19 protein-coding genes are annotated in these 19,879 nt (G+C 56.2%); 9 read left to right on the top strand and 10 right to left on the bottom strand.

What is annotated here, in order from left to right; genetic code table 11:
• Positions 1-37 precede the first annotated feature (37 nt).
• The 5 genes from aroQ to E0L35_RS03970 form a co-directional block, all read right to left on the bottom strand.
• Positions 38-664, bottom strand: a complete 627-nt coding sequence (gene aroQ, locus E0L35_RS03990) for a gamma subclass chorismate mutase AroQ (protein ID WP_138799677.1) — start codon at positions 662-664, stop codon at positions 38-40.
• 111 nt (positions 665-775) lie between these two features.
• The gene (locus E0L35_RS03985; RefSeq protein ID WP_022519648.1) at positions 776-1,699 is read right to left on the bottom strand and encodes an AraC family transcriptional regulator; all 924 of its coding nucleotides are present in this window, start codon (positions 1,697-1,699) and stop codon (positions 776-778) included.
• A 73-nt stretch (positions 1,700-1,772) separates the two neighbouring features.
• Positions 1,773-2,180, bottom strand: coding sequence for a DoxX family protein (locus E0L35_RS03980; protein ID WP_022519649.1), 408 nt, complete (start codon positions 2,178-2,180; stop codon positions 1,773-1,775).
• A gap of 216 nt (positions 2,181-2,396) precedes the next feature.
• Positions 2,397-3,905 carry an ATP-binding protein gene (locus E0L35_RS03975; protein ID WP_138799676.1) on the bottom strand — a complete coding sequence of 503 codons (1,509 nt, stop codon included), beginning with the start codon at positions 3,903-3,905 and terminating at the stop codon, positions 2,397-2,399.
• Entirely contained in the window at positions 3,902-4,621 is a 720-nt protein-coding gene (locus tag E0L35_RS03970) for a response regulator (protein ID WP_138799675.1), read from the bottom strand. The genes E0L35_RS03975 and E0L35_RS03970 overlap by 4 nt, the downstream gene beginning before the upstream one ends.
• Before the next feature lie 592 nt (positions 4,622-5,213).
• On the opposite strand from E0L35_RS03970, the gene E0L35_RS03965 reads away from it, so the two are divergent.
• Genes E0L35_RS03965 through E0L35_RS03955 form a run of 3 tightly spaced genes read left to right on the top strand, consistent with a single transcriptional unit; the run spans position 5,214 to position 8,922 of the window.
• A complete protein-coding gene (locus E0L35_RS03965; protein ID WP_022519653.1) occupies positions 5,214-5,663 on the top strand; it encodes a (2Fe-2S)-binding protein in 450 nt (149 codons plus the stop codon).
• A 45-nt stretch (positions 5,664-5,708) separates the two neighbouring features.
• Positions 5,709-7,877, top strand: coding sequence for a molybdopterin cofactor-binding domain-containing protein (locus E0L35_RS03960; protein ID WP_138799674.1), 2,169 nt, complete (start codon positions 5,709-5,711; stop codon positions 7,875-7,877).
• Positions 7,878-7,908: 31 nt separating this feature from the next.
• Positions 7,909-8,922 carry an XdhC family protein gene (locus tag E0L35_RS03955; protein ID WP_171051111.1) on the top strand — a complete coding sequence of 338 codons (1,014 nt, stop codon included), beginning with the start codon at positions 7,909-7,911 and terminating at the stop codon, positions 8,920-8,922.
• Positions 8,923-9,092: 170 nt separating this feature from the next.
• Here the strand turns inward: E0L35_RS03955 and E0L35_RS03950 are convergent, their stop codons facing one another.
• Complete coding sequence (locus E0L35_RS03950; protein ID WP_138799672.1) at positions 9,093-10,046, bottom strand: AraC family transcriptional regulator; 954 nt, start codon at positions 10,044-10,046, stop codon at positions 9,093-9,095.
• A 170-nt stretch (positions 10,047-10,216) separates the two neighbouring features.
• On the opposite strand from E0L35_RS03950, the gene E0L35_RS03945 reads away from it, so the two are divergent.
• The 3 genes from E0L35_RS03945 (at position 10,217) to E0L35_RS03935 (ending at position 13,103) form a co-directional block, all read left to right on the top strand.
• Entirely contained in the window at positions 10,217-11,275 is a 1,059-nt protein-coding gene (locus E0L35_RS03945) for an aldo/keto reductase (RefSeq protein WP_022519656.1), read from the top strand.
• A 53-nt stretch (positions 11,276-11,328) separates the two neighbouring features.
• A complete protein-coding gene (locus tag E0L35_RS03940; RefSeq protein ID WP_138799671.1) occupies positions 11,329-12,201 on the top strand; it encodes an aldo/keto reductase family oxidoreductase in 873 nt (290 codons plus the stop codon).
• 80 nt (positions 12,202-12,281) lie between these two features.
• On the top strand, positions 12,282-13,103 hold the full coding sequence (locus E0L35_RS03935; protein WP_022519868.1) for an SDR family NAD(P)-dependent oxidoreductase: 822 nt from the start codon (positions 12,282-12,284) through the stop codon (positions 13,101-13,103).
• A gap of 43 nt (positions 13,104-13,146) precedes the next feature.
• Here E0L35_RS03935 and E0L35_RS03930 read toward each other — a convergent pair whose 3' ends face one another.
• Both E0L35_RS03930 and E0L35_RS03925 read right to left on the bottom strand, forming a co-directional pair.
• The gene (locus tag E0L35_RS03930; RefSeq protein WP_138799670.1) at positions 13,147-14,070 is read right to left on the bottom strand and encodes an NADP-dependent oxidoreductase; all 924 of its coding nucleotides are present in this window, start codon (positions 14,068-14,070) and stop codon (positions 13,147-13,149) included.
• Positions 14,067-14,537, bottom strand: coding sequence for an ester cyclase (locus tag E0L35_RS03925; RefSeq protein WP_138799669.1), 471 nt, complete (start codon positions 14,535-14,537; stop codon positions 14,067-14,069). Before E0L35_RS03925 ends, E0L35_RS03930 begins: the two co-directional genes overlap by 4 nt.
• A gap of 102 nt (positions 14,538-14,639) precedes the next feature.
• Between E0L35_RS03925 and E0L35_RS03920 the strand changes: the two genes are divergently transcribed.
• Positions 14,640-15,545, top strand: coding sequence for a LysR family transcriptional regulator (locus tag E0L35_RS03920; RefSeq protein ID WP_138799668.1), 906 nt, complete (start codon positions 14,640-14,642; stop codon positions 15,543-15,545).
• Positions 15,546-15,752: 207 nt separating this feature from the next.
• On the opposite strand, the gene E0L35_RS03910 is transcribed toward E0L35_RS03920, so the two are convergent.
• Positions 15,753-16,370, bottom strand: coding sequence for a TetR/AcrR family transcriptional regulator (locus tag E0L35_RS03910; RefSeq protein ID WP_053857125.1), 618 nt, complete (start codon positions 16,368-16,370; stop codon positions 15,753-15,755).
• Positions 16,371-16,547: 177 nt separating this feature from the next.
• Here E0L35_RS03910 and E0L35_RS03905 point away from each other — a divergent pair, with 177 nt between their 5' ends.
• Positions 16,548-17,768: an MFS transporter gene (locus tag E0L35_RS03905; protein WP_249362083.1), complete on the top strand. Its 1,221-nt coding sequence runs from the start codon at positions 16,548-16,550 to the stop codon at positions 17,766-17,768.
• 90 nt (positions 17,769-17,858) lie between these two features.
• On the top strand, positions 17,859-18,791 hold the full coding sequence (locus E0L35_RS03900; RefSeq protein WP_283241528.1) for an alpha/beta hydrolase: 933 nt from the start codon (positions 17,859-17,861) through the stop codon (positions 18,789-18,791).
• Between the two features lie 112 nt (positions 18,792-18,903).
• Here the strand turns inward: E0L35_RS03900 and E0L35_RS03895 are convergent, their stop codons facing one another.
• The gene (locus tag E0L35_RS03895; protein WP_138799666.1) at positions 18,904-19,851 is read right to left on the bottom strand and encodes a zinc-binding alcohol dehydrogenase family protein; all 948 of its coding nucleotides are present in this window, start codon (positions 19,849-19,851) and stop codon (positions 18,904-18,906) included.
• Positions 19,852-19,879 lie beyond the last annotated feature (28 nt).

The following is a 19,879-nucleotide window of genomic DNA, read 5'->3' as shown; positions in this document are numbered from 1 at the left end:
AGAGTAGATACACGCCCCTTTCTTGCCAACACCGAACTTATTGCACGTCCACATTTGCAGTGTCGGTGGCTTCGTAAAGTGGGCGTAATGCCTCTTCCCGGGCTACACCTCCTACACCGTCATTCACCAAGGTTTCGGCATTATTTTCAAGATATTGCCTAACGCCTTCGCTTTCAGCAACAACCTGAAAGTCGCGAAGTGAAGCCATCAGTTGTGGTGTTAATTGGTCAAGTTGGGGGCGAATATCTTCGGCAAGGTCTGGCGGGGATTCAAAGGGAGGCTGCTCTGTTTGCCTCCATTGTTCATGGAGCCGATGCTGGATAACCTTGCTTGCCTCAAACTGATGTTTGAAAAACGTCTGGGCAAAGGCTTCATCGATACCCGCCCGCGTGGCTTCAGCCACGACCCTCTCTAGAATTTGCGCTTCTCGTGCGGGAGCATCAATAGGAGCACCAGAGTTCCATTTAGCCTTTGCAACATCGGGTGCAATAGCCAGCCGCTCATCAACCAACCGAAGCAGCTGATCCACCGTCTGTCTGACGTCATTGGAAGGCTCGGCGGCACGGACCTGATATCCAACACCGAGCACCAGCGCCACCAGGAGAATGGCGCACAACATGACACGCAGGGAAGCAAGAGAGATCGTTCTTGGAGTGACCATCATGACCGTCCATAGCTAGTTAGAGTGAAGTCAATTTTTCTGTTTGCGACGCGCCAAAGTTTAGCAAAAGGCATAGTGGCCAACACGCTTTACGCATTCAATGGGACGCAAAGGTCACGCTGTGGTAACCGTTAACGGCGATACTCTATGTTCAATAGATCTTCGAGCTCGCAAAGCGTCCTGTTTCGGCGGCTTCTGAAACAGCCGCCCATATTCACGGGTAAACTGGGGCACGCTCTCGTAGCCCACCTCAAAAGCAGCGCTGCTCGCAGAAAACCCTTCATTGAGCATCAAACGGCGCGCTTCAATCAGGCGAAGTCGCTTCTGGTACTGCCCCGGCGTGAGCGACGTCATGTGCTTAAAGTGCTTGTGAAACGAGGTGCTACTCATTCCCGCTTCTGCCGCAAGTCGCTCAATGGGCACACGCGACTGATACTCAGCTCTGAGTACCGTAATGGCGGCGGCAAGACGGCTTGCATGGCTGTCCGGGTCTGCCAGCGTCCGCAAAGCATTACTGTGAGGCCCAGACAGGAGCCAATAGTGCAGCTCCCGCATGATTCCTGGGCTCAAGAGCGGCGCCGCTTCCGGGCGATCCAATAGGTGCATCAGCCGTGATGCGCAATCGAGCAGTGCGGCTTCGGTGTCGATGGCGAATAGCGTAGGCATCCCTGAAGTGCGCGGCGGGCGGGGGGTATCGATATGGGCGGTGAGTTCGCGCAACAGCGCCACCTCCAGTTCGACAGCGATCGCCAGATAGGGCTCGCTCTGGCTTGCTTGCACGACCCGTCCGGTGACCGGCATGTCAGCACTAACGAGGACAGACTTCCCGCTAGAAAAAACCCGTTCCTCATTCCCCACTATCAAGCGCTTTGCACCCTGCAGTACCAGGCATATCAGCGGCCTGTAAACCGAATGCAGATCGCCAGAGGGCGCCTTGAGGCACATCATTCGTAAACCCGGCACCGGGGTTAGCGCCATACCACGGTTGTCGGCGTAGCGGCTGGTATAAGCCCGGACAGCCTGTTTGAGCGAGTTCATAGGACTCCTCCCGCATTTCAGCTGGAACTTATCATGAAGGGATGGCATGAGGGGATAGTTTCAAACAGCGGTCTCACCCCACCCGACTTTGCGCTCGCGAAGCATCAAAGCTCCACACGCCTGGGCCTGCGGCACTAATATAGAGAAAGATGAAGCAATAAAGCATGGCCGCTTCACCGTGGTTGAGAACAGGAAAAAAACTGTTCGAGCTGTGCGCGATAAAGTAGGCAAATGCCATTAAACCAGAAAGTAAGAAAGCCGTTGGTCGCGAGAACAGACCCATTAATAGCAACAACCCGCCCACTACCTCCAGGATGCCAGCGGTATAAAGCATAGGGTTAAGGGGATACTCGAAAGGGGCGGGCCAGCTGAAAAGCTTCATCGTCCCATGTGTCAGGAAAGACCCAGCGGCAAAGATTCGCAGAACGCTGAGAAAGTACGGAGCCAATTTGCTCAAGCGGTGCATTGGTAGTGTCGGCATATTGTCCTCGCTCTATGCTAGAGATTACTGTGCCGAGCTAACTAAGCTCTGCGGCGACAACGAGGATGGTAGGTGATGGTTGTGTCCATGATATGCCGTAGTTTTGGTTATTTTGTAGCAAACTGTGCCACTAACGCTAAATCACAATAAACAATGTGATGAGTTTGCCTCGCAACATTGGGCATGGGTTACTGGAGTGTCAGGACAAGAAACAGGCTATTTAGGTGAGTGAGCGCTTTGCACGGGTCGTGAAGTTCTTTTAAGTCGCCAGATGCGCTCTTTTCTCACTGGCGCTGCATCTACACTGCCTTCTCTAGGAAGCGAGATGATGGCTTGCATACCGGCTTCGCCATTGAAAAACGAGATATCTCCCCCGTGCTGCCGCGCGACTGCGCGCACTATCGAGAGGCCGAGACCGATGCCTCCGGTCTGTCTGTTTCGCGACGTTTCAAGCCGGACAAAAGGCGCGAAAACCTTCTCTTTCATGTCGTCCGGAATCCCCGGCCCACGGTCTTCAACGACGATATCAACCGTGGAAGGAGTCTCCCGAAGAGACACTTTTGCCTCCCCCCCATAACGCACCGCGTTCTCGACCAGATTTCTTAACGCGCGGCGAAGGCTATCTGGTCGACAACGGTACTTCATCTTAACGCTCTCGACATGGGTGACCGGATGTCCCAGATCAGCGTGGTCGTCACAAATACTCCCCACAAGCGCTTCCAGATCAATGGTGCGCGTTTCCTCTTTAATCGACTCTCCACGCGCAAACGAAATCGCGGCTTCCGTCATCGACTGCAGCTCGTCAATCGTCACTATCATTTTGCACTGGATATCTTCGTCGTTGACGAATTCGGCTCTCAGCCGCAGCGAGGTCAGCGGCGTCCGTAAATCATGGCCAATCGCTGCAAGCATCTTCGTCCGATCCTCTACGAAACGATGTAGACGGCTTTGCATCTTATTGAAGGATTGAGCTGTGCGCCTGATCTCTTCTGGCCCCTCTTCCAACAATGGCGGCAGGTTTTGCCCTCGCCCTAAAGCTTCAGCGGCTGTGGCCAGATTTCGTAGTGGTTGAGCGATACGGCTTGCTATAAAAATGCTGATCAAAGCGAGCATGATAGCAGTAAGCCCAAGCGAAATCAGAGGCTTGGATGTCCACAAACTACCTTTATCGTGCTGGTAAAAGGCCGCATTCAACCAACGCCCGTCACCCAGTTGCGCCTTGTACCCATACCCAAGACTGCCTGAAAATTGGAGCACCTTGGTTGGCTGCGACAGCATCCACAAATAGGGAGTTGGAGTCCACCATGGGTCATCGGCGTTTGCAGTGGCCACTTCGTCGACGTTCGGTAATTTCGGATGGGGAGAGCCAGCCCATCCTAATGTTCCGTTTGGATCGACGGCGCTATCCAAAGGCCGGGAAAGCTGGGAGAGGGCCGCTAATCTCCAGGCATTAGGATCCGCAGGGTCGCTGTCGGTCAACCAGTATCTTAAATAACTGCCTTCACTTGCACGCAGAGCCTGCTCTCGCAATGGCGGCGATAGCGATTCCACCAAGCGGGTCACTGATGACGCTCGGCTGATAAATTCAGCTTTTACCCCTGCATCGAACTTTTTGGTGTACTCATCCATGGAAATCAGGAAGGTAAGCGCCTGGGAGACGATTAACGCCGCTAGCGTCAGCCCGATGATTTGTATAGCCAAGCTTTTACGCCAAAGACGAATCATTCGAACACGACCTCAGTACACAGGCTGTAGCCACCGCCCCAATGGGTTTTGATGATCGACGGATTCTTGGCATTCTCCTCAATCTTCTTTCGCAGACGGCTAACTTGGTTATCAATGCTACGGTCAAAGATGTCGGCTGTCCTCCCAACCGTCAGATCAAGAAGCTGCTCTCGGCTGAGTATTAACCCAGGTCGCTCAATGAAAACCTTGAGAAGACGAAATTCCGCTGTACTGAGAGGAATGCCAACACCATCGTCACCGAAGATCTCCTGGCGCCCTAAATCGAGTTTCCAATGTCCGATGCGCACTATCCTACGATTGAGAATTGTACCCACCGGCGTAGAACTGGTAGCACGACGGAGGACGGCTCTAATTCGAGCAAGAAGCTCACGCGGATTGAATGGCTTAACCAGGTAATCGTCCGCGCCAAGCTCGAGACCGACGATACGATCTGTATCTTCGGCCATCGCAGTCAGAAATATGATAGGAACATCTCCGGATGCCCGAACCTCCCGGCATAGCGAGATACCGTCCTCACCGGGCATCATGACATCGAGAATGATCAGGTCGACCGTCTGTCGCGCGAGGATTCGTCGTAGGGTTGCCCCCCCTTCCGCTACGCTGACCTTGTAACCTTGATGCTCGAGATACTCCCGCACCAGATCCCGTATATCATTATGATCGTCAACGACGACTACATGTGTGGCCTCGTGCATTGCCCTAACCTCCGCGCCGTGAACCTGAAACTCTCGTCAGCCGATATCTGGCCAGCCTTCTTAGCCAGTTCATCATAGAGTCGCGTCGCCTTCGCCAACCCCGACTTCACTTTAATCATTGACGGGATCCTAGGAACCCCACCGTGCGCTTCTGGATTAGTTGCGGCATAGGCAGCATAGAGTGTCGAGAGCGCTCCGGGTGAGACGTGATGCAGAGCATAATCAATACGATCAATTTGTCGCTTAAGTGTGCCGTACCGATACCAAATTGTAGCAAAGTGTCTCCCAAAGGAGGCGAGCTGGGCGGGCAAATCCTTTCAGTTCCACTTGTGACTTCAGAATCGACCAAATAGAGCGAATCTATCTGTTTCCCTGCCGCATTCAGGTTGAACTTAGCATGATGTCGAAGGCCTTCCTCGCCCCCTGCAGGAAAAGGCAAGGTTTGCGCAGGTGCTGGCAAGTATTGTCTCCATCAACTTGTTAAAAAAGATAACGCAGCCTTGGCCGAAGCCAACTGCTGCCTCTAAAGCAATCGAGAAGAGCCAACAACCCTGCCATGCTACGACCCGAAATGAGGCCAAGGAGCCCCCCCATGACAGCATTTACGATCAACGGACGCGCGGTAGACGTTACCGCCGAGCCGGGTACACCGCTTCTCTGGGTGATCCGGGAGCAACTAAAACTCACCGGCACCAAGTTCGGTTGCGGCATCGCGCAATGCGGTGCGTGCATGCTGCATGTGGATGGAGAGCCGGTGCGTGCCTGTGTTTTCCCGTTATCTGGCGCCGAAGGCAGATCCATCACCACGATCGAAGGGTTGTCCGAAGATGGCTCGCACCCCGTCCAGCAGGCCTGGGTGGAACTGGACGTCCCGCAATGCGGTTACTGCCAGTCGGGTCAGATCATGAGCGCCGCTGCGCTTCTGGCGCGCAATCCGCGCCCTACCAATGCGCAGATCGATGACGCAATGAGCGGCAATCTTTGCCGCTGCGGCACCTATGTGCGCATCCGGGCGGCCATACACCGTGTCGCCGAAAGCTAACCGGCACCGTATCACCTCAAGACTTATGGAAAGGACAGGTCAACAATGAAAACACATCATTTATCCTTTAGCCGTCGCGCCTTTCTAGGCGGCACCTTAGTGGCAGGCGCCGCGCTCATCATTCCCCTTCGTCTCCCCACGGCCTGGGCACGAGAGGAAGAGGATTCACTCTTTTCGCACGCTTATATCCGCATCGACACGAACGGCCAGGTGACCTTCCTGCTACCCACGAGCGAAATGGGCCAGGGCACCCACACGGGCCAGGCCCAGATTCTCGCCGAGGAGCTGGGCGCCGACTGGTCGAGTATTACTGTCGGCATGCCGAATCAGCTCTCCGACGACTACAGGATTCCGTTCATCGGCCAGATGCGCTCTGTGGGTTCGTTCGGCATCCGTTTCTGGCACGGCCCGCTGCGCCGCGCGGCCGCCCAGGCACGGCAAATGCTGACCCAGGCGGCGGCCGAGCGTCTAGACGTAGCAGCGGCAGCCTTGCACGCCGAGAACGGCTTCATTGTCCACGCCGACAGCGGCCGAAGGATTCCCTTCGGTGACCTGGTGGAAGACGCCATGGCGCTGCCGATGCCTGAGGATCCAACCTTCCGACCCGATAGCGAACGCACGCTGACCGGGCGCAAGGTAGCGCGTCTCGATACCCCGGCAAAGGTGACAGGCAAAGCCGTATACGGGATAGACGTCGAGCGCGAAGGCATGCTGTATGGCGCCGTCAGACTCGCCCCGGTCTTTTCCGCCGATGTCGAGACATTCGATGAGAGCAGCGTCTCCGGGATGCCGGGCGTTGTCGCCGTGGTTAGCGTGCCGCGCGGCATGGTGGTGGTTGCCGACTCCTGGTGGCAGGCCAAACAAGCAGCCGACACCCTGGATATCACCTTCACACGAACACCGGCGGACACGCTTTCCACCGATGAGATAAATGCAATGCTTCGCGAGGGACTGGATCGAACCGATGCCCCCGTCACCACGCTGCGGGGCGAGGCTGAGGCAACCCTATCGGACGACGGCCAGGTCGTCGAGGCCGAATACTCGGTGCCGCTTCTGACTCATGCCAGCATGGAACCGATCAACTGCACGGCCGAGTCCACCGAGGAACGAACAGAACTATGGATCGGCACACAGGGCCAGGACGTCGTACGCATGACGCTCGAGAATGCGATGCAGATACCGGCTGACCGGTTTTTTATCAATACCACCTATTTGGGTGGTGGCTTCGGGCGCAAGACCCACGGCGAGATCGCCCTTCAGGCAGCGCTCGCCAGCCGCGCCGTCGATGGTCGGCCGGTCAAGGTGCTATGGGCGCGCGAGGATGACGTTCAGCAGGGCCAGTATCGCCAGACGATGATGTGTCGCTTCCGGGCGGTTCTGAACGAGGCCGGCCAGATCACCGGCATGCGCATTCGCGTCTCCGGGCCGCAAATGGGCCGCGAATACGGCATTGATCCGGAGCAGCGGGCGCAGTCGACGGGCAATCTCGCCAACTTCGATCCCTTCTCGCTCGGCGGCCTGTCGGACATGCGCTACGTCATCCCCAATTTTGTCGTGGATCATGCCGTGGTCGACCTGCCGATCCCGCTTTGCCCCTGGCGTTCGATCGCCCACTCCTTCAACGGCTTCTTCTTCGAAAGCTTTATGGACGAATGCGCTGCGGCAGCGGACCGCGATCCGTTGGAGTTTCGCAGAAGCCACTGCACCGATCAGGCAAGGATGCTCGCCGTCCTTGACCGGGTCGCCGAGATATCACACTGGCAAGAGCCTGCGGCAGAGGGAATCTCGCGCGGCTTGGCCGTGGTAGAAAGCTACGGCTCCTACGTTGCCCAGGTAGTCGAGGCTCGAGCTGACGATGAAGGTATCCAGGTTGAACGTGTTTATGCCGCTATCGACTGCGGGCGCGCGATCAATCCGGGCCAGGTGGAAGCGCAAATACAGGGCGCCGTCATCGATGCGCTCGGAGCCGCCATGAGGCAGAAAGTGACGATTCGTGACGGCCACGCCGAGCAGTCGAACTTTCACGACTATCCGTTGCTCCGCATCGGGGAGGCACCAGCCGTGACGGTGAGCATCGTCGATATCGGCTCGCCGCTAGGCGGCGTGGGTGAGCCGGGCATTCCCCCGCTCGCCCCGGCGCTGGCCAACGCGCTATTTGCCGCTACGCAGCAACGAATCCGCCACCTGCCGCTTTCCGATCATGTTCAGGGTTAGCACAGCAGAGCATAGACCAACGAGGCCTAACATGTATCTGGAACACGCACAGGATATCCTTGGACAGTGGCTCGACTGGCGCAGGGAAGGCAAGGTGGCACTGGTTATCGTGACTGCGACGGAAGGGGGCGCCGTGCGCATGCCGGGCGCCCTGATGGCCGTGTCCGCCACGGGTGACCGTTGCGGCTACATTTCAGGCGGGTGCATCGACGCGGATGTGGCCAATCATGCGCGGCAAGCGCTTAGCACGGGGCGGGTCAAACGCCTGAGGTACGGCAAGGGCTCACCGTTCATCGATTTGCCGCTACCCTGCGGTGGTGCCATTGATGTTTGCGTACTTCCCAACACCCAGGCCAGTGTTCTGCGTGCCTGCCATGATCAGCTCGCCTCGCGCCAGCCGGTATCGATCACGCTTTCTGACTCGGGCTCGCTCGGATTGGGACATCTTCCCACCCCAGGTGCTCTGTCTTTTCAGTACATGCCCAAGCTCCGCCTGCGCATCGCCGGGCGCGGCGCCGATAGTCTGGCGCTTGCCCGGCTGGCGACGGCAAGCGGCATCCACACCGAGCTGCAACTCCGCGACACTGCCGAAGCCCAGGATGCCCAACGGTTAGGAATCGAGCGCGTTACGACGCTGACGGTTCCTTCGGCGCTTCCCAAGCTGGACGATGATCCATGGACGGCATTTCTGCTCGCCTTCCATGACGTGGACTGGGAGGAGGCTCTACTCGCCCAGGCGCTTAAAGGCGCCGCCTTCTATATCGGCGCCATTGGCAGCAAAGCTACCCATGCGCGGCGCTGTGAGAGGCTTCAGTCAATCGGTTTTACCGAGAGACAGACTCACTGCATCCGCGGGCCCGTCGGATTGATACCTTCCATGCGCGACGCTTCATCGCTTGCCGTGTCCGTGCTCGCCGAGATCGTAGAAGCCTATCAACGCAAGGTGCGATCTCCCTTCAGTTCGACCGCCCTTGCGCTGCTCACCGATATGCCGAACGTTCCAGATACACACCTATTTCAATCTTCGTCCTGCACAAACGTCTGAGCGCTCCGCGGTCATGTCCGTTGGAGGGGTAACCCATCTGCCACCTGCCATCTTCGCTAGCACTAGCTGAATTGGATCATTTAGTCGAAGCAACTCGAGTCGATGGTGGATTGGGATCCTAACGGTGAAAGCTCAGCCGACCGCGCGATTGCATGCCTAAGAGTTTCAGCTCAAGCAATGGATCCGGTCTCCGGTGAGCTATCGGCTTCGGCCTGTAGCACCCCAAACGAAGCACCCCGGGCATAACGGGCAGGCGGAAGCCCGACATGACGGCTAAAGGCGACACTAAAGGTGCTGGCGGAGCTGTAGCCAACCCGTTCGGCGACGTCAGCGATACTGGCTTTTTCTCTGCGCAGCAAATCCTTGGCCAAGGCCATACGCCAGGCGAGCAGGTACTCCATTGGCGCCATGCCCACCGCGCGACCAAACCGCTCGTAAAATGCGGAGCGGGAGAGTGTCGCTTCATTTGCAAGCTGTGCAACCGTCCAGGGGCGCTCGGGACTCTCATGTATCCGGCGGATCGCGATCGCAATCCGCTCGTCGGTAAGACCGCGCAGTAGCCCGGGCGAGGTGTCCGTCGTACCGACAGAGCGAAGGGCCTCGATGAGCAGGACTTCCAGCAGGCGTTCCAGAACCACATCCCGCGCCGGCCGTTGCGCACGCGCTTCATCGCCGACGAGTTGCATGAGAGTGGCCAGCCGATCCACTCCCCGAACATGTACAAGCTTGGGGAGCAGCGACGAGAGCAGAGCCGCATCCGGGGAGCGAAAGACACAGTAACCCACCAGAAAGCGGACATCGGGAGAGTCGTCTGGGTTGCCGACCCTGTGTTCGCCATCGGGTAACACGATGGAGGTATGAACGATGTCTTCGGGGGTCGTGGGCGAGTGGCTCGACATTGAGAAGTTATACGCGGAGGGGAGGAGCACGAAATCCCCCTCTTCGAGGGCGATCTCGTCGTGCCCGTCGGCTTTGAGACGGCATGCTCCCTCAAGAATGGCGCAATAGAAAGGGCGCCCGACCTCTGTGCGGAGCACTCTCCAACGACCGGCGCCGCTACCCCGTTTCGAAAACGGGGTAGCGGGTTGAAGGAGCGTGACTACCTGGGCAAGCGGATCGAGCAACACAGGACACCTGCAAACTAAATACGGACGATTTATTGTAGTGCATCCTGTTTCGGCTTGCCATACTCGACTCATGGCAGATGCCAGAAGCGCTCTGCAGCGGGGATCTCTCCCGCGACTGTTGTGAACATGATTCACCTGCACCGTTGCCATCATACGAGGAGAGCACCATGCAATATCGTCAACTTGGCCGTACCGGCATCCAGGTCAGCCCCTACTGCCTGGGCACGATGATGTTCGGGAAAATCGCCAATGCTGATCACGATGAATGCGTCGGCATGATCCACAAGGCACTGGATTTCGGCATCAACTTCATTGATACCGCCGATGCCTACAGCCAGGGCGAATCTGAAGAGATCGTTGGCAAGGCACTGAAGGGGCGGCGAGACGATGTCGTCCTTGCCACCAAGGCTTCTCTCCCGATGGGGGACGACCCTAACCGCCGGGGTGGGTCGCGGCGTTGGCTGACCCGCGCGGTCGAAGACTCGCTGCGCCGCCTGCAGACCGACCACATCGACCTTTATCAGATTCATCGGCTGGCGCCGGATACCGATATCGAGGAAACCCTGTCGGTTCTCACCGATTTGATGCGCGAGGGCAAGGTGCGCGCCATCGGTGCCTCGACCGTTCCTGCTTCCGCCATCGTGGAGGCGCAATGGGTCGCCGAGCGACGCGGGCTGGCCCGTTTCCGCACAGAACAACCACCCTACTCTATTCTCAACCGTTCAATCGAGCGGGAAGTGCTGCCCTCCTGCCAGCGTTATGGCATGGGAGCGATGGCGTGGAGCCCGCTGGCTAAGGGTATGCTCACAGGCAAATACCGCAAGGGTGGAGAGCAACCGGACTCGCTGCGCGCGAAATATTTCCCCAAGGCGATGTCCGACGAAGCCAGCCTCGACGCTGTCGAGCAGCTCATCCCGCTGGCCGAAAATGCGGGCCTGTCGTTGACCCACATGGCACTGGCCTTCGTCGTGACGCATCCGGCGATTACATCCGCTCTCATCGGCCCCCGCACGCCCAAGCAACTCGACGATCTGCTCGCCGGCGCGGAGGTGCAGTTAAGCGATGAAATCCTCGACCGGATCGACGAAATAGTCCCGCCGGGCGTTGATGTGGCGCCGCTGGAAGGAGCGGCCTATGTCCCGCCTGCGATCGCCCAGACATCCCTGCGGCGGCGTAATCCCCAGGAGCGGGCGGCCATTGTGCGTGGTGAGCAAGGAGAAAGCTGAAGGCAGTGCCGTGTTTATGCCCTTGTGGCGGAAATCAAAAACAGGAGACTTTCATGAACGACATCGAACAGGTAGGCACCTTTAAATTAGGTGATCGGCAGATCAAGCGCATGGGATATGGCGCAATGCAACTGGCCGGCCCCGGCGTATTTGGCCCACCGAAGGACAAAGAGAGCGCCATTGCCCTACTTAGAGCAGCCGTGGAATACGGTGTGGATCATATTGATACGTCCGACTTCTATGGCCCCCACATCACCAACCGAATCATTCGGGAGGCCTTGCATCCCTATCCCAAGGAGTTAACGCTTGTCACAAAAATCGGCGCCCGGCGTGACGACAAAGGTGACTGGCTTCCGGCCTTCTCTAAGGCTGAGCTTACGCAGGCAGTCCACGACAATCTGATTAATCTAGGCTTGGAGCAGATAGAGGTGGTGAACTTGCGGGCAATGTTTTCTGCGCACGGTCCGGCTGAAGGTTCCATCTCTGAACCCTTTTCAGTACTTGCAGAACTACAGCAAGAAGGGCTTATTCGCCATTTGGGTGTCAGCAATGTCACCGAAAAGCAAATCGAAGAGGCCCGCGCCATTGCGCCTATCGTCTGTGTGCAGAACCATTACAACCTTGCCCACAGACATGACGATACTCTCATCGAGCAGCTTGCACAGGATGGAATTGCCTATGTCCCTTTCTTCCCCTTAGGAGGCTTTACACCGCTGCAGTCTACAATTCTGCAACAAGAGGCAGAAACGTTGCAGGTATCGCCGTTGCAGGTTGCTCTTGCCTGGCTGTTACAGCGATCCCCAAACATCCTGTTAATCCCTGGAACATCATCCCTGGTACATCTACAGGAAAATTTGGCTGCCGCACAGTTAGTTTTGCCGGAAGAATCGGTCAACAATCTCAATCGCATTGCCAGCGAAGCTTGAGTGGAAGCAACACGGGTAATACCGCCCCCCTATAAGAGAAGATGTTGCTGACAACAATCTGAAGCACAGGAGGAAACACCATGAGCGCACACAAGACAATCCTCGTGACGGGCTCAACCGATGGACTTGGCCGTCGGGTCGTCGAAGAACTTGCACGACCCGGCATGCATATTCTGGTGCACGGACGTGATACGCGACGCGGAGCGGCCGTTGTCCATGCCGTCGAACAGGCCGGAGGAACCGCCCGGTTCTTCGAGGTGGACTTCGCCTCTCTTGGCGACGTGCATAGACTCGCTGATGCGGTTCACGCGGAATGCTCTCATCTTGACGCTCTCGTCAATAATGCCGGAATCTCGAAGCCCGATGGGCCACGCCGAGAAAGCACGGATGGCTACGAGCGACATTTCGCGATCAACTACCTCGCGACCTTCTTACTGACGGAACGCTTGTTGCCCTTGCTCAAAGCGGGCGGTGGCGAGGATCCTTCGCGCATTGTGACCGTCGCTTCAGCAGGCCAGAGCGCCATTGACTTCGACGATGTGATGCTCAAGCACGGTTACCAGGGTTATCGCGCCTACGGGCAAAGCAAGGTCGCACAGATCATGTACACGATCGACCTGGCAGAGAGGCTGGATGCAAGAGAGATTATCGCCAATTCGCTCCACCCCGGCACTCACATGGATACGACTATGGTACGGCAGGCCGGCATCACGCCGAGCACAGCAGTTGGTACGGGGGCGGCCGCTGTGATCGCCCTTACAACCGGTCGGGATCGCGCGACGATAACTGGCCGATATTTCGACGGTCAGCGCGAGTCACGCGCGATATCGCAGGTATATGATGCATCGGCGCGCCACACACTGCGGGCTCTCAGCGAGGACTTAACAGGACTGAACCGATAAATACCGCAATCTTCAAGCTCTAAGCTGGCGGCTGCAGTCACGCTCAATCAAATGTGATGATGATTTTGCCCCGTGCATGCCCCGAGGCCTGATGTTGGAATGCTTGAATGAATTCTGTAAACGGCACTGTTCGATCCACAAGAACCTGCAAGCCGTATTGGTCGATCGCCTTCGATACTCGCGCCAGCCGCTGACCGTCGGATGCATGGAATATGAAACCGGCAGTGACGTTATGAGCCGCGACCAACGTTTCATCAGGCGGCATGACGGTAGACAACAAATGCCCTCCCGACCGCAGCACCTCGAAAGAGCGTTGCTGGGTTTCGCCACCCATTGTATCGAGTACTACGTCAATGTCGGATACCTTCTGGACGAAATCCTCGCAACGATAATCGATACCCATATCGGCGCCGAGTAGGCGGACGATGTCTAAACCGCTACCCGAGGCCGTTGCGATGCCCCTTGCCCCAACGCAATTAGCGAACTGAATGGCAAAGCTGCCGACGCCACCCGCGCCGGCATGGATCAACACCTTCTGACCCTCAGTAAGCTCGGCGGACTCGAACAAGGCCTGCCAAGCCGTTCCGGCGGCTGTCGGAATGCCGGCCGCTTCCTTGAGCGGTAGGGTACTAGGTGCCTTCGCAAGGAGCTCCTTCGGCACCAGTGCGTATTCTGCAAAAGCACCTCCGGCGGTCGGTTCGGTCCTGGCGACCACCTGATCGCCGAGAGCCCACCCTTCGACATCCGCCCCCAACTGCTCGATGACACCGGCGAGATCGGTGCCTAGCGTGTAGGGAAAGGTCAGGGGAAAGAACTGTTCCATGTAGCCGCGTTGCAGCTTGACGTCGAGCGGATTGAGGCTGGCGGCCCGAACCCGAACCAATACTTGGCCGCTAGCTGGCACTGGTTGGGAGACGTCATCAAGGTTCGGTTCGGTCTCATAGCCGGTGATACGGATGGCTTTCATCGTGTGCTCTCCTGCTGAGTCGCTGGCCAGGCGCCGACCTGGTTGAGCCATCCAAACCAGTCTTCCAGGTGCCAGGTGTGGGTCAATCTGCCGTTAGCAATATGGTGGAATTCGTGAATCGCGAGCTGGCAGGTCTTGCCGGTCGGTGCAATGCCAAACCACTCGCCTTCATGTGTGCCTGAGATCACGGCTCGCACGGCGGCCCGGCCAGGAGCACTGATGATCTCGTGGATAGTAACCTTTGCATCTGGAAACGCAGCTCCGAAATCGGCAATGAGCGGTTTCATTCCGTCTCGGCCTGCTATTTGTCCAGGAGCGAGCGGTATATCCTGCCAATCGGCCGCGACAGCATCGTCGAGCAGTTCCGGCTTTCCTTCAAAGGCGCGATAGAATGTTTCGATAGCCTTGAGTTCTTCAGCGGGTAGGCTCTCTACTTTGGCCTTGTGCTGAGTGGTTGAATCAATCATGGGGGGCTCGCTGTGAAGGTTCTCGTTGTGAGGGTTTTCATAGCTTAGGGCTGCAAAGAACATACTTGAAATCGATTTTTGATATGCATTAACATCCATCTCATGAATCTACACGGCATAGATCTCAACCTGCTCGTCGCTTTCGATGCCTTAATGGTGGAGCGAAGCGTCACGCGAGCAGGAATACGGATCGGACGCACCCAGCCCGCAATGAGCGCTGCGCTCTCAAGGCTTCGTGCTCTGCTCCGGGATGAGTTGTTCGTACGCGGAACCAACGGTCTACAGCCGACCCCACGGGCACTCGAATTGGCCGAACCGATTGGCCATGCGCTGGCGGAAATCCAGCGCACTCTGGATTTCACACAAGAGTTCGATCCTTCTTCATCCACCGTCGCTCTTTCTATCGGCCTGTCCGACCACCCGGCGTTCAGGTTTTTGCCGCGGCTGGTGGCGAAGCTGTGCGAGGTAGCTCCGGGCATAACGCTAGCTGTACGGAATTTCACCAGTCGGGATGATGCCATCTCAATGCTTGATGCCGGGGAAGTAGAAATGACCATCGGCGTCCCGCCCACATCGACCGGCCGCATTCTTAGTGTTCCCCTGTTTGAAGAGCGCTTTGTCTGCATCCTGCGTAAAGATCATCCGGCCATTCGTCAGGGTCTGAACCTCGAAACATTCCTGTCCCTGACGCATCTTCTTGTCTCTCCCGAGAACGACCATTTCGGCGTCGTGGATACAGCCTTAGCAAAACAAGGGCTGAAGCGGCAACTCGCTTTGACCCTTCCGCAGCTCTACGCCGCTCCGGCTCTTGTCGCCTCATCGGATATGATCGCGACGATTCTCGAAGGGGTGGTGGAAGCTTCCGGCCAAGCGGAGCGTCTCTATGTGGGAAACCCGCCGATCGAACTCGACCCGGTTCCTTTCACACTATCCTGGCATCGCCGCAACGATACTCACCCTGCACAGCGCTGGTTCCGTGAACGGGTTATTGAGGTATTTAGTGTCTGAACTTGCTTAAGCGATGCCACCATTCGCACGTATGACTTGACCGTTGATCCAGCCCGCCTCCGGCGACACGAGGAAGACGATGACCTCTGCGATATCGTTGGGCTGATCCCATCAATGCGTGATGCATCCATGCTAACCGTGTCGACACTCGCCGAGATCGTGGAAGCCTATCAGTGCGAAGTGAAGCTCTCATCTAACGCGACAGCTCTACCCCTTGGCTCTCGATGCATCCCAAACTAGCATCACTTGGGTGATAGCAGCATCTAGATCCGAGTGACGAACACCGTCTCGAGATAGCGTGGAAAGCCCCAATAAAAATGAGTCAAACACCATGGATAAGGCACGCTCATTGGTGTCAGCCCGCAGCTCGCTGCTCTCGATACCACGTTTCACGCAAGCCACGATACCCGCGCGGGTTCTTGCACGCGAACGCGTTAAGGGAGCGATCACAGCGGCATTTTCATCCGAAGGCGTGCTAATGACGCTCAACCCTACCATGCAGCCTTTAGGATGCCCGCGTTCACACTGCATCTTAGCTGAGCGCCGCAGGGTAATTTCGATGGCGTCGCGGGGAGCAAGCTCCTCCTCCCACAAGGATTCCGTCACTAGCGCATAGGTGGACAAATAACGTTGTGTACACTCCTGAAACAACGCTTCCTTGGAACCAAAAGCGGCATAGAAACTGGGGGCAGAGATACCGTTGCCGATACCCGCCTTTAATTGGCTTAACGACGTAGATTCGTAGCCATTCTGCCAAAAGATGTGCATCGCCTCCTCCACTGCCTTATCACGATCAAAGGTTCGAGGCCGCCCCATCGTTGCCATATTGAACTCCATAAATTCTCCCACTCAACTAATATACTATTCGGTATATAAATACTTGACAAGGGACTTCCGTTCCGCCTAGTTTTATACCGATCGATACATATATAGTTAAAAATCGGGATGTCACAGCACTGAACACAGCCCGGAGATTACTTAACCTTCTAAAGGATTTTCGTTGTGAGCTACTTATCCGCACAGACAGAATTAACTGAACCTGACCGCCTACCATTAGCGGGGCTGCTGGCCTTGGCCATGACGGGCTTTATTTGCATTGTCACAGAAACGATGCCAGCGGGTTTGTTGCCTCAAATCAGCCAGAGCTTTGGCATTAGTCCAGCACTCGCGGGTCAAATGGTAACGGCCTATGCGCTGGGATCTTTGTTAGCTGCTATCCCACTCACGATTGCAACCCGCGGGTGGCGGCGCCGTAACGTGTTATTAACAACCGTTGTTGGTTTTCTCATTTTCAATTCAGCGACAGCGCTTTCCACTAACATCTGGTTAACGCTAGCCGCTCGCTTTTTCGCCGGGGTTGCCGCGGGACTTGCGTGGAGCCTGCTTGCTGGTTACGCAAGACGAATGGTGGCGCCTCATCAGCAAGGACGCGCTTTGGCAGTGGCAATGGTAGGAACCCCCATCGCACTCTCCCTGGGAGTCCCTCTTGGAACCTTTATGGGTTCAGTGATTGGCTGGCGAGCGGCGTTCTGGATAATGTCAGCCTTGGCACTCATCTTGATTGCATGGGTACTCGCCAAAGTTCCTGACTACCCCGGTCAGCCCACTCACGAACGTATGCCATTGCTGAAAGTGTTTACGACTCCTGGCGTGAGACCGGTACTGGCGGTTGTTATCGCGTGGATGCTCGCTCACAACATTCTCTATACCTACATTGCGCCCTTTGTAGCTCCGGCAGGACTTACCGATCGCATTGACCTTGTTTTACTAGCATTTGGCGCGGCGGCCCTCGCCGGGATCTGGATCACCGGGAAGCTGGTGGATAGCTTTCTGCGCGCAACCGTACTGGCAAGCTTGGCAGCATTTGCTCTAACGACGTTGGTATTCGGTTTGGGCACGCTGAATCCCCCTGTTGTTTACCTGGGCGTCGCAGTATGGGGCATTACCTTTGGTGGCGCGGCAACGCTACTACAAACGGCGCTCGCTGATACTGCCGGTAGCGGCTCTGATGTAGCACTTTCCATGAATGTAGTGGCCTGGAACAGCGCTATAGCTGGCGGTGGGTTATTGGGAGGCTTTCTGTTGCAAACATGGGGAGCTAGCTCATTTCCATTAGCTCTTACCTTGTTGCTCCTAGTAGGACTCGCTATCACTTGGTCGGCAAAGATACATGGTTTCCGACCAGGACGACGCACCGCAGAGAGCCCTTCAATTAGTCACTAAGCCTATCGCTAAACCTCTTTTACCAATCTAGCAGTAACCATCTGGATCTCTGCCTATCTTTCCACCAATCAATTAATTGAGGATCAATCCGTGTCCCAACATCATAGCAATACGTTTTCTAATGCTTCATCTACTTGCCCCGCTGATGAATTCCCGATCCCCGATGGATTCACTAGTGGGTATCAGACCATCGACGGCGTTAAACTTCATTACGTCAAAGACGGATCGGGCCCACTGGTTTATCTGGTGCATGGTTTTGGACAAACGTGGTATGAGTGGCACCAACTGATGCCCGCGCTGGCAAAAAGCTTCACCGTCGTTGCACCAGACTTGCCAGGTCTGGGCCAGTCGGCTGTTCCCCCCTCCTATAGAGCCACCGATATTGCAGTGCTGCTCTATAAGCTTGCCAAACAATTCAGTGGCAATCAGACGTTTGATCTGGTCGCCCATGATATCGGCATCTGGAATACCTACCCGATGCTGGTGCAGCATCAGAATGCTATTCGTCGTGTTATCTACATGGAGGCACCGATCCCTGGCGTCAGTATTTACTCGTTCCCCGCTTTTACCCCCGAAGGTGAATCATTGGTATGGCATTTCAGTTTCTTTGCCGCAGAGCAGCAGTTGGCAGAGAAGTTGGTCTCAGGCAAGGAGCGCATCTTCTTCGAACACTTCATCAAAGTTCATGCCGCCAATAAGGAGGTATTCACACCGGAGCTTCTTGTCCTGTATGCCAGTTCGTATGCCAAACCACACAGCCTTAATGCCGCTTTCGAGTACTACCGGGTACTCAATCAAGGCGTAAAAGATAATAACGAATTGGCCAGGACAAAGGTCACTATTCCTGCACTTGCCATCGGCGGTGGAGATCATGGCGGTATGGGACAGTATCAGATTGATATGATGCGTCATTACTCCAGCGACGTGACAGGCATCGTTCTCCATGGTGGTGGCCACTGGTTGCCTGAAGAGTGTCCCGAAGCACTGAACAAAGCTGTGATGGAGTTCTTGAATAGAGACTAAGAGAGCCTACACTTTCTTGCGTTTAGTGCTTTAAAAACCATCGGGATCTACAAGATCCCGATGGCATCATATCAAGAGCCTTCGCCCTTTTATCAAAAAGACACTGTTTGTATTACGAATCAGGAGTGAGAATATAACGAACGCTTGGATCTCCGCCCCAGGCCTCTGCCACAGCACTAAGCGGTAAGCATTTATGCGGGGCATGGAAACCAGCTGCCGGTGCAGCGGCAAGCAACTCGCCAGCACCTTGGATGAGTTCATTGACAGCCACACTGCCGATGCCGCTTCCGATCAGCTCCAACCCTGAACTACGCAGCATATCGCCGCGAATGGGGATCTCATCTCCCGCCACGGTGCCGAGTTGCACATAGCGGAGACGTGGTTCACCGGCACCCGAGCCACGATTTAGAGTGGCGGCCCTTAAAACATGTACAGCGGGCTCACCCCATAGGAAGTCGAGCACAATATCGACCCGCTCGTTAAACTGCTCACGCAATGCTGCCTCGCTGCCGTCATTGAGGGCGATCTTCACATCAGCGTTGAGGCTTTGAAGTTTTTTCTCATCACGGCCGACGGCGATGATCTTACCTGCGCCACAATATCGAGCGGTATCAAGTGCCATTCCACCAGCTGAGCCTGTCGCACCCAACACCATCACCGTTTCACCTTTTCGCAATTTGGCTCGACGTGTAAGCGCGATCCAGGACGCTAGCCCAGCCGTGGCTATGGATGCTGCGTGTATGTCAGGCAACTCATCTGGCACTGGCACCATCATGTGATTGGTAACCAATGACTGCTCTGCCATAGAACCAAACGGTGCCTTGGGGAAAAGAAAGTAGACGCGCCGTCCGCTAGCATCGACTCCTACGCCGTCAACACCCGGTATGAATCCGGCTTCTGCACCACTCGCATAGTGTTTGCCTGACGCTAATCCTTTCACAATAGGGCTTAGCGCAGTGGCATTCACCTTGACCACCGACTCTCCCTCACCGGCCACTGGCTCGCGAAAATCCTCAAACGATGGTGGAGCACCGAATTTATTCACAACAGCTGCTTTCATGATGTTTATTCCTGAATATTGATTCTTC

This window comes from Halomonas sp. ATBC28 (assembly GCF_005937175.1).
Classification (GTDB): Bacteria; Pseudomonadota; Gammaproteobacteria; order Pseudomonadales; family Halomonadaceae; genus Vreelandella; species Vreelandella titanicae.
This window is presented reverse-complemented; position numbering and strand designations above follow the sequence as displayed.